The organism is Vannielia sp. SX4 (genome assembly GCF_052828525.1).
Genome location: NZ_CM128247.1, coordinates 2195151 through 2209707, shown reverse-complemented (window position 1 = coordinate 2209707; position 14557 = coordinate 2195151). Strand labels below are relative to the sequence as shown.

At 63.4% G+C, this 14557-nt stretch carries 12 protein-coding genes; 3 read left to right on the top strand and 9 right to left on the bottom strand.

What is annotated here, in order from left to right:
* Nucleotides 1-4 precede the first annotated feature (4 nt).
* Nucleotides 5-271 carry a DUF7218 family protein gene (locus ACUXVX_RS10860; protein WP_446308320.1) on the bottom strand — a complete coding sequence of 89 codons (267 nt, stop codon included), beginning with the start codon at nucleotides 269-271 and terminating at the stop codon, nucleotides 5-7.
* A 70-nt stretch (nucleotides 272-341) separates the two neighbouring features.
* Between ACUXVX_RS10860 and ACUXVX_RS10855 the strand changes: the two genes are divergently transcribed.
* Nucleotides 342-1940 carry a peptide chain release factor 3 gene (locus ACUXVX_RS10855; protein WP_446311527.1) on the top strand — a complete coding sequence of 533 codons (1599 nt, stop codon included), beginning with the start codon at nucleotides 342-344 and terminating at the stop codon, nucleotides 1938-1940.
* Between the two features lie 21 nt (nucleotides 1941-1961).
* On the opposite strand, the gene ACUXVX_RS10850 is transcribed toward ACUXVX_RS10855, so the two are convergent.
* A complete protein-coding gene (locus tag ACUXVX_RS10850) occupies nucleotides 1962-2933 on the bottom strand; it encodes a serine hydrolase domain-containing protein (protein WP_446308319.1) in 972 nt (323 codons plus the stop codon).
* Between the two features lie 107 nt (nucleotides 2934-3040).
* On the opposite strand from ACUXVX_RS10850, the gene ACUXVX_RS10845 reads away from it, so the two are divergent.
* Together ACUXVX_RS10845 and ACUXVX_RS10840 are read left to right on the top strand one after the other, a co-directional pair.
* On the top strand, nucleotides 3041-3874 hold the full coding sequence (locus ACUXVX_RS10845) for an alpha/beta hydrolase (protein WP_446308318.1): 834 nt from the start codon (nucleotides 3041-3043) through the stop codon (nucleotides 3872-3874).
* A 120-nt stretch (nucleotides 3875-3994) separates the two neighbouring features.
* Nucleotides 3995-5461 (top strand): DEAD/DEAH box helicase, encoded by a 1467-nt coding sequence (locus ACUXVX_RS10840; protein WP_446308317.1) that lies wholly within the window; start codon nucleotides 3995-3997, stop codon nucleotides 5459-5461.
* Between the two features lie 37 nt (nucleotides 5462-5498).
* On the opposite strand, the gene ACUXVX_RS10835 is transcribed toward ACUXVX_RS10840, so the two are convergent.
* From ACUXVX_RS10835 to nuoL, 7 genes are all read right to left on the bottom strand, one after another.
* On the bottom strand, nucleotides 5499-6068 hold the full coding sequence (locus ACUXVX_RS10835; protein WP_446308316.1) for a hypothetical protein: 570 nt from the start codon (nucleotides 6066-6068) through the stop codon (nucleotides 5499-5501).
* A gap of 126 nt (nucleotides 6069-6194) precedes the next feature.
* Nucleotides 6195-7862, bottom strand: a complete 1668-nt coding sequence (locus tag ACUXVX_RS10830; protein ID WP_446308315.1) for a ribonuclease J — start codon at nucleotides 7860-7862, stop codon at nucleotides 6195-6197.
* Entirely contained in the window at nucleotides 7859-8644 is a 786-nt protein-coding gene (locus ACUXVX_RS10825; RefSeq protein ID WP_222492595.1) for a type III pantothenate kinase, read from the bottom strand. The genes ACUXVX_RS10830 and ACUXVX_RS10825 overlap by 4 nt, the downstream gene beginning before the upstream one ends.
* An 11-nt stretch (nucleotides 8645-8655) precedes the next feature.
* On the bottom strand, nucleotides 8656-9354 hold the full coding sequence (locus tag ACUXVX_RS10820) for a biotin--[acetyl-CoA-carboxylase] ligase (protein WP_446308314.1): 699 nt from the start codon (nucleotides 9352-9354) through the stop codon (nucleotides 8656-8658).
* A gap of 37 nt (nucleotides 9355-9391) precedes the next feature.
* Complete coding sequence (gene nuoN / locus ACUXVX_RS10815) at nucleotides 9392-10834, bottom strand: NADH-quinone oxidoreductase subunit NuoN (RefSeq protein WP_446308313.1); 1443 nt, start codon at nucleotides 10832-10834, stop codon at nucleotides 9392-9394.
* Nucleotides 10834-12384: an NADH-quinone oxidoreductase subunit M gene (locus ACUXVX_RS10810; RefSeq protein ID WP_446308312.1), complete on the bottom strand. Its 1551-nt coding sequence runs from the start codon at nucleotides 12382-12384 to the stop codon at nucleotides 10834-10836. Before ACUXVX_RS10810 ends, nuoN begins: the two co-directional genes overlap by 1 nt.
* A complete protein-coding gene (gene nuoL, locus ACUXVX_RS10805; RefSeq protein WP_446308311.1) occupies nucleotides 12384-14552 on the bottom strand; it encodes an NADH-quinone oxidoreductase subunit L in 2169 nt (722 codons plus the stop codon). The genes ACUXVX_RS10810 and nuoL overlap by 1 nt, the downstream gene beginning before the upstream one ends.
* Nucleotides 14553-14557 lie beyond the last annotated feature (5 nt).

Below are 14557 nucleotides of genomic sequence, written 5' to 3'. Positions count from 1 at the left end.
TTCTTTACTTCCGCAGCGCCTCGATGAGCTCATCCTTGGTCATCTCGCTGCGCCCCGCCACATCAAGCTCCTGCGCCCGCTCATAGAGTTCCTTGGCCGTCCACTCCTCGTAGGGCGGCGCCTTCCCGCCCTTCTCGCTCGGGTCCATGTCGGGGTTCGCCTGCGCATTGGCGATCCGCGCAGACTTCTCCTTCGAGTAGCCCTTGTCGCGCAAAGCCTCGTAGGTGTCGTGGTCTTTCACACTCGGGCCCGGGTCTTCTTTCTTCGCCATTTTGTGTCTCCTTCAACGGCACAACGCCCATGCCCGCTTGCCGTTCCCGCCGGGCATGGTAGAGAGCGCCATGCTCGATAATCGCCCCACCCTGCCCCCAGAAATCGCCCGCCGCCGGACCTTTGCGATCATCTCGCACCCCGACGCCGGCAAGACGACGCTGACCGAGAAGTTCCTGCTCTACGGCGGCGCAATCCAGATGGCTGGCCAAGTGCGGGCCAAGGGCGAGGCGCGGCGCACGCGCTCGGACTTCATGCAGATGGAGAAGGACCGGGGCATCTCTGTCTCCGCCTCCGCCATGTCGTTCGACTACGGCAAGTTCCGCTTCAACCTCGTCGACACCCCCGGCCACAGCGACTTCTCCGAAGACACCTACCGCACCCTGACTGCGGTGGATGCCGCGGTGATGGTGATCGACGGCGCCAAGGGCGTGGAGAGCCAGACGCAGAAGCTTTTCGAGGTCTGCCGTCTACGCGACCTGCCGATCCTGACGTTCTGTAACAAGATGGACCGCGAGAGCCGCGACACATTCGAGATCATCGACGAGATCCAGGAGATGCTGGCGATCGACGTGACCCCGGCAAGCTGGCCCATCGGCGTCGGACGCGACTTCCTCGGCTGCTACGACATGATCCATAATCGCCTCGAGCTGATGGACCGTGCCGACCGCAACAAGGTGGCCGAGAGCATCAAGATCAACGGTCTCGACGATCCCAAACTGGCCGAGCACGTGCCTGCGGACCTGCTCGAAAAGCTGCTCGAAGAGGTCGAGATGGCCCGCGAGTTGCTGCCTCCGCTCGACGCGCAGGCGCTCTCCGAAGGTACGCTCACCCCCATCTGGTTCGGCTCCGCGATCAACAGTTTCGGGGTGAAGGAGCTGATGGACGGTATCGCAGAGTACGGCCCCGAGCCGCAGCCACAATCCGCTGAGCCACGCCAGATTTCACCTGAGGAAACAAAGGTTTCCGGCTTTGTCTTCAAAGTTCAGGCGAACATGGACCCAAAGCACCGCGACCGCGTCGCCTTCCTCCGCCTCGCCTCCGGCCATTTCCAGCGCGGCATGAAGCTGACCCATGTGCGCACCAAGAAGCCCATGGCCGTTAGCTCGCCCGTGCTCTTCCTCGCATCAGATCGGGAGCTGGCAGAAGAGGCCTGGGCGGGTGACATCATCGGCATCCCCAACCACGGCCAGCTCCGCATCGGCGACACGCTGACCGAGGGCGAGGCGCTGAAGGTCACCGGCATCCCCTCCTTCGCGCCGGAACTCCTGCAAAACTGCCGCGCGGGCGACCCACTGAAGGCGAAGCACCTCGACAAGGCGCTGATGCAGTTCGCCGAGGAAGGCGCCGCCAAGGTGTTCAAACCCACCTTCGGCTCCGGCTTCATCGTCGGCGTTGTTGGCCAGCTTCAATTCGAGGTGCTGGCTTCCCGGATCGAACTGGAGTACGGCCTGCCAGTGCGCTTCGAGGCCTCTCAGTTCACCTCCGCCCGCTGGGTCTCCGGCCCCAAGGAGGCGGTGGAAGCCTTCGCCGCCGCCAACAAGCAGCACATGGGCGAGGATAACGACGGCGACCTCGTTTATCTCACGCGCCTTCAATGGGATATCGACCGGGTCGAGCGCGATTATCCCGATGTCCGGCTCACCGCGACCAAGGAAATGATGGTGTAGGTCGGGCCACGGCCGGGCCCCTCAAGCCCCGGCGATGACCTCTTCCACCAGTGCCTGCAACTGCCCGAAGTAGCCACCGCTCCGCGCTGGCTGGGTTGGGTCGGAGGTGATCGTCACCACCACCTCGGCCTCCGGGCAGACCGCCAGAACCTGCCCGCCATAACCCCTTGCGAGGGCATAGGGCATGCCGCCAGCTTCGCCAATGAACCAGCCGTATCCATAGCCCAGCCCGGACCACGGCGAGCGCGTGCGCGGCACAAAGCTCGACTCGATCCATTCTGTGCTCAAAACCTGCTCTCCCTGCCAAAGACCACCCGCCCGGATCATCTCGCCAAACTGGGTGAGGCCATTGGGCGAAACGGCCATTTCGTTGCCGCCGAGGTAGCGGCCCTGCGGGTCGCGCGTCCACGCCGGTATCTCGCCCAAAACCGCGCCGAGACGGTCACGCATGAGCGATAGCAGGGATGCATCGCCCACCTCGGCCAGCACCGCGCCAAGCACATGTGTCGTGCCGGTAGAATAGAGCATCCGCCCACCCGGCGCGGCGACCATCTTGCGCCCCAAGGCATTGGCCACCCAGTTACTACTCGAAACCCACGCGCCGTAATTCGCCCCCGAGGTTCGCTCGAGCCCGGCCCTGAGGGTGACGAGATCCTCCATCGTGATTTCGGCAACGCCGCTGTCAGCGTCCGAGGGGATCAGCCCCGGCGTCACCTCCCCCAACGTGGCCGCCACGCCGCTCAACTCACCGCGATCCACCGCGCAGCCGAGCAAGGCCGCAACGAGAGTCTTCGACACTGACTTCACGTTTACTGGCCGGGTCACAGCTGGGCCGGCCACAACCTCTTCCACCACCCGTTCTCCGCCGCGCTGCACGATGAGGGAGCGGAGTTGCTCATAACTCCGAGCCTTCTCCTCCACGCTCTGGGCCATCAGCGGACGGGCGACGAGTAGCAGAGCGGGGGCGGCGAGCATGGTGCGGCGGGTGATCATGCGCCAAGATTTGCGGCGCAGAAGCCGCAGGCCAAGAAACCTTTTTGTGATCGCGTGGGCAAACGCCGCACGGCGCGTAAGATGCCGCAAGGAGGCACGAAACGCCCATGCTCACACGCCGCCACACCCTCGCAGGCATCGCCGCATTGGCCGCCACAAGCGCCCTGCCCGCCCGCGCCTCCACCCTGCGCCGCGATCAGGCCTACGGTCCGCATGCCTTGCAGCGCTACGATGTTTACATGCCCGAGGGCGCTTCGGCGGCGCCTCTCGTCGTTTTCCTCCACGGCGGCGGCTGGGCCTTTGGCGACAAAGCCAATGAAAATGTCTGGAAGGCAAAGTCGGCGCATTGGAACGGTCGTGGCATCGGCTTTGTCTCGGTCAACACCCGGCTACTTCCTGAGGCCGACCCGATGCAGCAGGCCGCCGATCTGGCCCGTGCACTAGCCCATGTGCAGCAGAACGCACGGAGTTGGGGCGCCGACCCAGCGAGGATTGCGCTGATGGGCCATTCCGCCGGGGCGCATCTCGCTGCCCTGCTGGGCGCCGATCCGGGCCTTGCCCGCCGCTGGGGTGCCGGCCCATGGCGGGCCACGGTGGCGCTGGATTCCGCCGTCTACGACACCGAGCGCTACATGGCCCGCAAGCCCTCGCGCATCCACCGCCGCGCTTTCGGCACCAGCCGCGCCTTCTGGCAGGATGCCTCTCCCATGGCCCGCCTCGGCCCCGGCGCCACGCCTTTCCTTCTCGTCGCCTCCTCCAAACGCCGCGCCTCGCTTTCGGCAGCCCGAAATTTTGCCCGCGTCGCCAAGGCCCGAAAGGTCGAGGCGGAGATCTACGAGATCGACTATTCACACGCCGCAATCAACAGCGCCCTCGGCCTGCCCGGCCCCTACACGGACACGGTCGATGCCTTCCTTGCGCGCCAAGGCTTGGTTGATTGACCTTGCCGCCAAACTGGGTTAGGTGGCCAATGCTCTCACGATGCGCGTGCGGGCAGCGCGGGGCGCCTGAACATTGCGTCCCAATCCCGCGGGGTTCGACCCCGCAAGACACGGACGTACATGACAAAATTTAGCGATCTGAAGCTGGACCCGAAGGTCCTCAAAGCCGTCGAAGATGCCGGCTACGAAACCCCCACTCCCATTCAGGCCGGCGCGATCCCGCCCGCCCTCGAAGGCCGCGATGTTCTGGGCATTGCCCAGACCGGCACCGGCAAAACGGCGAGCTTCACGCTGCCGATGATTTCGCTGCTAAAGCGCGGCCGTGCCCGCGCCCGGATGCCCCGCTCTCTCGTGCTGGCGCCCACCCGCGAGCTCGCTGCCCAGGTGGCCGAGAACTTCGATATCTATGCCCAGCACACCAAGCTCACCAAGGCCCTGCTGATCGGTGGTGTGAGCTTCGGCGAGCAGGACAAGCTGATCGACCGCGGCGTCGACGTGCTGATCGCAACCCCCGGCCGCCTGCTCGACCATTTTGAGCGCGGTAAGCTGCTGCTGACCGGCGTGCAGATTATGGTCGTGGACGAGGCCGACCGGATGCTCGACATGGGTTTCATCCCCGACATCGAGCGAATTTTCCAGCTCACGCCCTTCACCCGGCAGACCCTGTTCTTCTCCGCCACCATGGCGCCCGAGATCGAGAGGATCACAAACACCTTCCTGTCGAACCCCGAAAAGATCGAGGTCGCCCGCGCCGCGACCACCGGCGAGAACATAAAGCAAGGCGTGCTGATGTTCAAACCCTCGCGCCGCGACCGCGCAGCGACCGAGAAGCGCAAGATCCTGCGCGGGTTGATCGACGCCGAGGGCGACGCCTGCACCAACGCGATCATCTTTTGCAACCGCAAGGTCGATGTCGATGTAGTCGCGAAGTCGCTGAAGAAATATGGCTATAACGCTGAGCCGATCCACGGTGACCTTGACCAGTCCCAGCGAATGAAAACGCTGGCCGGCTTCCGCGATGGCAGCATCCGCTTCCTGATTGCCTCCGATGTCGCCGCACGCGGGCTCGACATTCCGACCGTCAGCCATGTGTTCAACTACGACGTGCCGAGCCATGCCGAAGATTACGTTCACCGCATTGGCCGCACGGGCCGTGCCGGCCGGTCGGGCGTGGCCTACATGATCTGCGCTCCGATCGACGAGAAGAACCTCGCCGACATCGAGCGGCTCGTTCAGTCCGAGATCCCGCGTCTTGACGCGCCCGAAGGCACTCCGGCCCCCGCGGCTACTGAAGAGACCACCGAAGAGAAGCCCAAGCGCAGCCGCTCGCGCTCCCGTCGCAAGAAGGACGAGACGCCCGAGGAAAGCCCTGCCCCCGAGGCCGCAACCGAGGCGACACCTGAGCAGAACGAAGAGCGTGAACCACGCCGCCGTTCACGCGGTGGCCGTGGCCGTGGCGGAGACCGAGGCGGGGATCGCGGCGGCGAGCGTGGTGGACAGACCCCGCAAGGCTTGGGCGACCACCTGCCGGACTTTATCGCCCGCAGCTTTGCCGACCGGTCCGAAACGCCGGACCCGACCGCTTAAGCCGCAGCCCGGGCCGGCGGCCCCTGCCTCCCTCGGTTCACGGCGTCGGCTGGTTGACCGAAAGTACCGTCCACGTGCCGTATTGCTTGAACACGCTCACCTCCAGCGCGCCAGGGATTGGAATGCCCATGTTGAAGGTCTGAGGTGTGGCCGCATCGGTCTTCAGGTCCATCGACTGCACCATCTCCCGCAGCCGCTTCGAGATATCCACGTAATCACCCGGCTCCAGCCGGGTCATCAGTTTGAGCGCCGCCTTGGTCAGCCCCTTGGTCTCTGAGGCGTGCTTGACCACCTGAGCCAGCTTCCGCGACTTCGACAGCCCCTTGATCACCGCGCCCCACTTGGCGCCGATGGCGAGTTGAAAGTCCCATGTCTCGGTCTCCATCGCCTGCACGCCCATCGGGTCCTGCAGCGAGGTGACGATATAGAAATTCAGCCCGATCCCGCCGCCCAGCCCCGGCCCCCAGCGGGTGCGCTCGCTCTGCACGGTAAAGCTCTTCTGATAGCTGTCGAGCGAATAGAAGTTGGCATACATGGTGTTGGTGCCCCATATACCCAAGTGCCCGCCCACATCGACGGCAAAGCCGAACCAGATCCCGGAATTCATGTCCCCGTTTCTTCCCCAATGACTTTCGCGCCAAAAAATAGTCAGGCGTCAAAACCGTGGCGCACCGGGGCATCCTAGCACACCAAAGTCATCCGGGAAGGGGCTGGGGCAACGAGGCACCCGACATCAGCTCAAGCGGCTGATCACCACCACGACCTCTGGCTTCTTGCCGATTTCTTCAACCGAGGTCTGCCGGACGACACGCCTCAAACCTTCTTCAAGTTTGTCATCGTCGGTCAGAACCTTGTCATCCGCCCGGCCGAGGAAGGCGTCGGCGGCAGATTCGATCAACTCCACCAGCGGCGCGCGCGAGCGGCCCTCTTCCGGCAGTCCGACAAGCTCGGCCCAAGGCTCGCCAAGAGGCTCATCGTTTTCGTCGAGGATCAACGTAAGGAAGACCTGGCCATTCAGAGCAACGCGGATCCGGTCGCGCACAACACCATCCAGAGCACCGATCTTCACTGAACCGTCCAGATAGGTGCGTCCGGTTTCGATGTACTCCACGATCTCCGGCTGAGGGCCGGTGAGGTCAACCATTGAGCCGTTTACGGCCACAACAGAAGGGATGCCCTTGGCCTCGCCCACCTTGGCGTGTTCACGCAGCATCCGGTGCTCACCATGCATCGGCACAAGCATCTTGGGGTGCATCAGGTCGTGCATCGCCTCAAGGTCGGGCCGGTTCGCGTGGCCGGAGACGTGATAGAGATCACTGCGGTCGTCGATCACATCGACGCCCATCTCGGAAAACGCATTCACGATCCGCAACACGCCCCGCTCATTTCCGGGGATCGTCTTGGAGGAAAACAGGAAGGTATCACCCTGCTTCATCGTCAGGCCGAGAAACTTGCCGCGCGACAGCTGCGCCGAGGCCGCGCGGCGCTCACCCTGCGAGCCGGTGACGATCAGCATCAGGTTCTCGCGTGGAATGTCAGCGGCTTCTTCGGGAGTTACTGTATGTGGGAACTTCTCCAGCACGCCGGTATCGATGGCGACGGCGACCATGCGCTTCATCGCGCGCCCCAGCAGGCACACGGACCGTCCCGCCTTCGCCCCGGCTTCGGCCAGCGTCTTCACCCGCGCCACGTTGGAGGCAAAGGTGGTGGCTACGATCATGCCTTCGGATTTCTCGACCAGCTCGATGATCGCGGGCGGCAAGGTGGCCTCGGAGCGGCCCGGATGTGGGCTCATGATATTGGTGCTGTCGCAGGTCAGCGCCTGCACGCCCGGCTTGGCGATCTCGTTCCAGAGTTCCGGGTCGAAGGCCTCGCCCACCACCGGGTTGCCGTCGAGCTTGAAGTCGCCGGTATGCACCACCCGCCCGGCAGGCGTGTCGATAACGAGGCCGGAGCTTTCCGGGATGGAGTGCGAGACCGGCACGAAAGCCACCTTGAACGGCCCGGCCTCGATGGTTTCGGGGTAAGGGCCGACCGCATTCACATGCTCAACGTCCTGCCCCTGCTCATCCATCTTGCGCACCGCCAGCGCGGCGGTGAAGCGACGGCAGTAAACCGGCGCGCGCAGATCGGCCCAGAAGTGACCGATACCGCCAACATGGTCTTCATGGCCGTGGGTGATGAAGATCGCGTCCAGCCGGTCGCGATTTTCCTTCAGCCAGCTCATGTCGGGGAAAATGAGGTCAACGCCGGGCGTGCCATCCATGTCGGGGAAGGTCACACCGAGATCGACAAGGATCAGGCGCTCCTGCCCCGGCTTGCCGTAGCCGTAGACATAGGCGTTCATGCCAACCTCCCCGGCCCCGCCGAGAGGCAGGTAGATCAACCGCTCTTCACTCATTCCGTCTGCCCCGCTTGGCTCATGTTATAGGCATGGATCACCGTCAGCCCATGCATCGTCAGATCGTCTTCAAATGCGTCGAACCGGGCATGTCCCATCTGGAACAGCGGTGCAAGCCCGCCGGTCGAAATCACCCGCATTTCCCTGCCATATTCGGCCTTTATCTGGTCGCAGATGCCGTTGACGAGGCCCACATAGCCCCAGAACACACCCGATTGCATGCAGGCCACCGTGTTGGTGCCGATCACCTTGTCCGGCTTGGTCACATCCACATGGGGCAGCGCGGCGGCGGCCATGTGCAGCGCTTCGAGACTTAGATTGACGCCAGGCGCGATCACACCGCCCACATAGGCGCCGTCCTCGGCCACAACGTCAAAGGTGGTGGCAGTACCAAAATCCACCACGATGAGATCGCCTCCGTGCCGGTCGAAAGCACCTGCGGTGTTCACCAGCCTGTCAGGGCCAACCGCAACGCCGGCGTCCACCCGGGGCGCGGTGGGCAACTCGCAACCCGGTTTGCCCACCACCATTGGGCGGCAGTTGAAGTAGCGGTCTGAGAAGACCCGCAGGTTGAAAACAACGCGCGGAACGGTCGACGAGATGATCACCGCGTCGATGTCGACCTCGACGCAGCGGTGCTCCATCAGCTGGCTGAACCAGACCCAGTATTGGTCCGCCGTGCGCTGGTGTTCGGTCGAGGTGCGCAGGGTAGCGAGCCACTTTTCACCATCCCAGACAGAGAAGACGGTGTTGGTGTTGCCGCAATCGATGCAAAGGAGCATGGGCGCGCCTCTCAGAAAAAGACCTCGGCAGCAGCGATGCCGCGCAGGCCGGATAGAGTTTGAAGCTGAAGGTAGCCCATCTCGTCGATGGTTTTGAAGGTGCCGGTCAGCTCCTCGCCGGGGAGCCGCGCGGTGATGGTTTGACCCAACTTGGCAGCCCGGTCGAGCCACGCCCGGCGGATCGGGGCAAAGCCGTGTGTGGTGAAGCTGGCCTCTTGGCGATCATAGGCCGGTGCGAGCACATCGAGGAAATCTTCCGGCGTAACCCGAACGCCCGCTTCCTGCGCCAGCGCCACGGGGCGCACGGCGCCGGGTTCAACTTCACCCACGTCTGGCGGTTCGATCAGGTTGACGCCAATACCTATAAGCAGCCCGTCGAGCGCACCATCCGGCCGGGAGCCGAGGCTTTCCAGCAGGATGCCCGCCACCTTGCCGCCGTTCAGCAGCACGTCATTCGGCCACTTCAGTGAGAGCCCGTCAGGCCGTCCGGTGACAGTAACAAACGCATCAAAAAGGGCCAGTGCGGCTACGAAGCTGCGCTGTGCCGCCGCCTGCGCCGTGCCGGGGTTCGGGAGAGCCAACGTGGCTGTAAAGGCTCCGCGCGGGTTCGCCCATGGCCGGCCACGTCGCCCGTGTCCGCCGGTCTGGCGGTGTGCCAGCACCCAGGTGGGGCGCGTGTAGCCCGCGAAGCCGTCGCGGGCCACCGTCATCGTGGAAGGGCAGCTGTCGAGAACGACTCGTCCTGCGTCAGTTGACAAGGGTGGCCGCCGCCGCCGCTGCGTAGCCGTCGACCCCGAAGAGGTTGACGATGCCGAGGATCATGATCGCCGCCGATGCCACGAGGAAGCCGAAAGAAAGCGGGCTCATGTGCCCCTCTACCGGTTCAACGCTCTCATCGCCGAAGTACATGAAGTAGACGATCCGCAGGTAGTAGAAGGCACCGATCACCGAAGCGATTGCGCCCAGCACGGCGAGCCAGGTCATGTCTGCGTCCACGGCGGCCATCAGCACGGCGAACTTGCCGAAGAAGCCCAGAAGCGGCGGCACGCCGGCGAGCGAGAACATGAGCACCAGCAGGGCCAGCGCCTTCACCGGCTCGCGGCTGCCCAGCTGACGCAGGCTGTCGATCGTGGTGATGTGCCGGCCATCGCGTTCCATCGAGAGGATGAAGGCGAAGGTGCCGATGTTCATGGTGACGTAAATCGCCATGTAGATCAGCATCGCCGTTACGCCCTGCTCGGTGCCAGAGGCGAGGCCGACGAGCGCGTAGCCCATGTGGGCAATCGAGGAATAGGCCATCAGCCGCTTGATATCGCGCTGGCCCACGGCGGCAATTGCCCCGAGGAACATCGAGAGCACGGCCAGCAGCGCGAGGATCTGCCCCCAATCGCCGGTGGCATTGCCGAAAGCGTCATGCAGCACCCGGGCGAAGAGGCCCATTGCCGCCACCTTGGGCGCGGTCGCGAAGAACGCGGTGATCGGCGTGGGCGCGCCTTCGTACACATCCGGCGTCCACATGTGGAACGGCACGGCGGAAATCTTGAAAGCGAGGCCCGAGATGATAAATACGAGGCCGATCAGCAGCCCGATCGGCATGGCCCCCTCGCCCGCTGCCGCGATGATACCGGCGAACTGCGTTGTGCCTGCGTAGCCATAGGTCAGCGAGGCGCCGTAGAGCAAGAGGCCCGAAGAAAGCGCGCCAAGCACAAAGTACTTCAGGCCCGCTTCGGTGGACTTCACCCCGTCACGCCGGATCGCCGCAACCACGTAGAGCGCCAGAGATTGCAGCTCCAGCCCCATGTAGAGCGCCATCAGATCGCCCGCCGATATCATCAGCATCATGCCAACGACGGCGAGCACCACGAGCACCGGGTATTCGAACTTCAGCAGCCCGCGGCGGGCCATGAACTCCTGCCCCATCATCAGCACGCAGGCCGCGCAGATGAGGATCACCACCTTGGCAAAGCGCGAGAAGCCATCGTCGATGAAGAGGCCGCCAAAGGCCGTGCGGTCATTGCCGCCCGACATGAGCACCCAGATGGCAACAGCAATCATCACCGCGCTGGCCGCCCATGTGATGGTGCCAGCAAGCTCATCCTTCTCGGTGTAAACGGCACCGATGAGCGCCACCATCGCGAAGAGCGAGAGGAAGATCTCGGGCAGCAGAATGGCGAGGTCGGTCGAAATCATCAGTGGTCTCCCGTTTCCGCCACTTGGGTCGCCGGGCTGAAGTCTGCCACGGCGGTTTCATACTTGCCGATGAGGGCCTCCACCGAAGGCCCGATGATATCGGTCACCAGAGCCGGGTACACGCCGAGCAGCAGGGTCATCACCACCAGCGGCGCGAAGATCGCACGCTCGCGGCGCGACATGTCGGTGATGGTCTTCAGGCTTTCCTTGATCAGATCGCCCAGCACGACCCGGCGGTAGAGCCAGAGCGCGTAGGCCGCGCTGAGGATCACGCCGGAGGTCGCAAAGAGAGCCACCCAAGTGTTTACCTGGAAGATGCCCATCAGCACGAGGAACTCGCCTATGAAACCCGAGGTGCCCGGCAGTCCGACGTTGGCCATAGTGAAGAAGCAGAAGATCAGCGCATAGGCTGGCATCCGGTTGATGAGGCCGCCGTAGGCGTCGATCTCGCGGGTATGCATCCGGTCATAGATCACGCCCACGATGAGGAAGAGCGCGCCGGAGATGAAACCGTGGCTGATCATCTGGAAGATCGCGCCGTCGATGCCCTGCTGGTTGGCCGCAAAGATGCCCATGGTCACATAGCCCATGTGCGCGACCGACGAATAGGCGATCAGCTTCTTCATGTCTTCCTGCGCCAGAGCCACCAGCGAGGTGTAGACTATGGCGATGGCGCTCATCCAGAAGACCAGCGGCGCCAAGATTTCGGACCCGACCGGGAACATCGGCAGGCTGAACCGCAGGAAGCCATAACCGCCCATTTTCAGCAGGATCGCCGCCAGCACCACCGAACCCGCCGTGGGCGCCTGCACGTGAGCATCAGGCAGCCAAGTATGCACTGGCCACATCGGCATCTTCACCGCGAAGCTGGCGAAGAAGGCGAGGAACAGCAGAGTCTGCAATCCGCCGAGAATCTGGAAGCCGAAGAGGCTGATCGTGCCAGTCGAGAAATTGTGCTGAAGCAGCGCGGCAATATCGGTCGTGCCGGCATCGACATACATGGCGATCATCGCCACCAGCATGAGCACCGAGCCGAGGAAGGTGTAGAGGAAGAACTTGAAGGCTGCGTAGATCCGGTTGGCCCCGCCCCAGATGCCGATGATCAGGAACATCGGAATGAGGCCCGCCTCGAAGAACAGATAGAAGAGCACCAGATCGAGCGCGCAGAACACGCCGAGCATGAGCGTTTCCAGCAGCAGGAAGGCGATCATGTATTCCTTCACACGCACCTTCACGTTCCAGGCCGACCAGATGGTCAGCGGCATCAGGAAGGTGGTGAGCATGACGAAGAGCACCGAAATGCCGTCCACGCCCATCTTGTACTTCAGCCCCATCAGCCAATCCCGCTCTTCCACGAACTGGAAGCCAGTATCGGAGGGGTCGAACTGCGCGATCAGGAACAGCGAGACGATGAATGTCGCGCCGGTGGCGATCAGGGCCAGCCACTTGGCATTTTTCTGGGCTGCCGCATCCTCCCCGCGGAGGAAGAGCGCGAGGATCACCGCCGCGATGGCGGGGATGAAGGTGATGATAGAGAGCAGGTTGTCCATCAGTTCGCCCCTCCAGTGATAGACATCCAAGTGACGAGCACCACGATTCCGAGCACCATCGCCGCCGCATAGGCGAAGATGTAGCCGGACTGCGCCCGGCCCGCGAGCCGGGTAAAGAAGGGGATGATTCCCATCGCCAAGCCGTTGATTCCGCCGTCAATGGTCGCCGTGTCGCCTTTCTTCCAGAGGAAGTTGCCGAGGCTCTTGGCGGGCCGGACGAAGACCACGTCATAGATCTCGTCAAAGTACCATTTGTTCAGCAGGAACTGGTAGAGAATGGGCTGGTTCTCGGCCAGTTGCTTGGGCGTCTCTGGGCGGCGGATGTAGAAAACCCAAGCTAGGCCGAGACCGAAGAGCATGGCCAGGAAGGGCGAGAGCTTGACCCACTTGGGCACGTTGTGCGCGTCGTCCAGCACGGTGTTTTCCGGCCCGAAGTAGAGCGCGCCGTCACCAGGGTTGCCACCGAAGGCCGCATGGTGCTCGCCGTCTATGGCGTGATCGGTCACAACGACTTCCACGTCCTCAGGGCTGGTCGCCATCTCGGTGCCGTGCTCTTCGGTCGCGGCCTCTTCGCCGTGGTCCCCGTTCGCAGCCACTTCGCCGTGGCCTTCCTCCGCATGGGCCTCACCGGCCAGCGGAATGCCGTAGAACTTGGCAACCTGATCGGTGTGCCCAAAGAAGCTGCTCATCCAAATCATGCCCGCGAACACCGCGCCGAGCGCGAGTACGCCGAGCGGGATGAGCATGGTCATCGGGCTCTCATGGGCGTGCTCATGGGTGTGCTTGTCACCGCGCGGCTCGCCGAAGAACGTCAGGAAAATGAGCCGCCATGAGTAGAAGCTGGTCATGGCTGCGGCGATCACAAGCAGCCAGAAGCCGAGCTGGCCCGCAGGCGTGCCCGCCGCAAAGGCGCTTTCGATGATAGCATCCTTCGAGAGGAACCCGGCAAAGCCGATGTAAGTAAGCGGGATGCCGACGCCTGTGATGGCCAGCGTGCCGATCATCATCGCCCAGAACGTGATCGGCAGCTTGTCCTTGAGGCCGCCATAGTTCCGCATGTCCTGTTCGTGGTGCATCCCGTGGATCACGGAGCCCGCGCCGAGGAAGAGCATCGCCTTAAAAAAGGCGTGGGTGAAGAGGTGGAACATCGCGGCGGAATACATGCCCACGCCTGCGGCCACGAACATATAGCCGAGCTGCGAACACGTCGAATAGGCGATCACGCGCTTGATGTCGTTTTGCACGAGGCCGACAGTCGCCGCGAAGAAGGCGGTGAAGGCGCCGATGTAGACGATGAAGGTGGCCGCAGTGGGCGCAAATTCATAGAGCGGCGACATGCGGCACACGAGGAACACCCCCGCCGTCACCATGGTTGCCGCGTGGATCAGGGCCGAAACGGGGGTCGGGCCTTCCATCGCGTCCGGCAGCCAGGTGTGCAGGAAAAGCTGCGCCGATTTGCCCATCGCACCGACGAAGAGCAGGAAGCCCAGCAGGTTGGCTGCGTTCCACTCGGTCCAGAGGAAGGTGATGTTGGTCTCGGCCAGCTCAGGCGCCGAGGCGAATATCACATCGAAGTCAATGCTGTCGGTCAAAAAGAACAGGCCGAAGATGCCGAGCGCAAATCCGAAGTCGCCGACCCGGTTGACCACGAAGGCCTTGATCGACGCCGCACCGGCGGAAGGCTTGCGGATATAAAAGCCGATCAGCAGGTAGGAGGCCACGCCCACGCCTTCCCAGCCGAAGAACATCTGCACGAGGTTGTCGGCCGTAACGAGGCTGAGCATCGCAAAGGTGAAGAACGACAGGTAGGCAAAGAAGCGTGGCCGGTAGCTCTCGCCATCGCGGAAGTGCTCGTCATGCGCCATGTAGCCGAAGGAATAGAGGTGCACGAGGCTGGAGACGGTGGTGACCACAATCAGCATGATCGCGGTCAGCCGGTCGAGCCGGATCGCCCAATCGGTGCTGAGACTCCCACTCTCGATCCACCGCATGATGGTGATCTGCTCGGTCTGCCCATCGAAGCTGAAGAAGACGATCCAGCTCAGGATCGCCGAGAGAAACAGCAGCCCGGTCGCAATGACCATGCCCGCCTTCTCGCCCACGATCCGCCAGCCGAAGCCGCAGATGATGGCACCGAGAAGTGGCGCGAAGAGGATGATGGTTTCCATGGCCC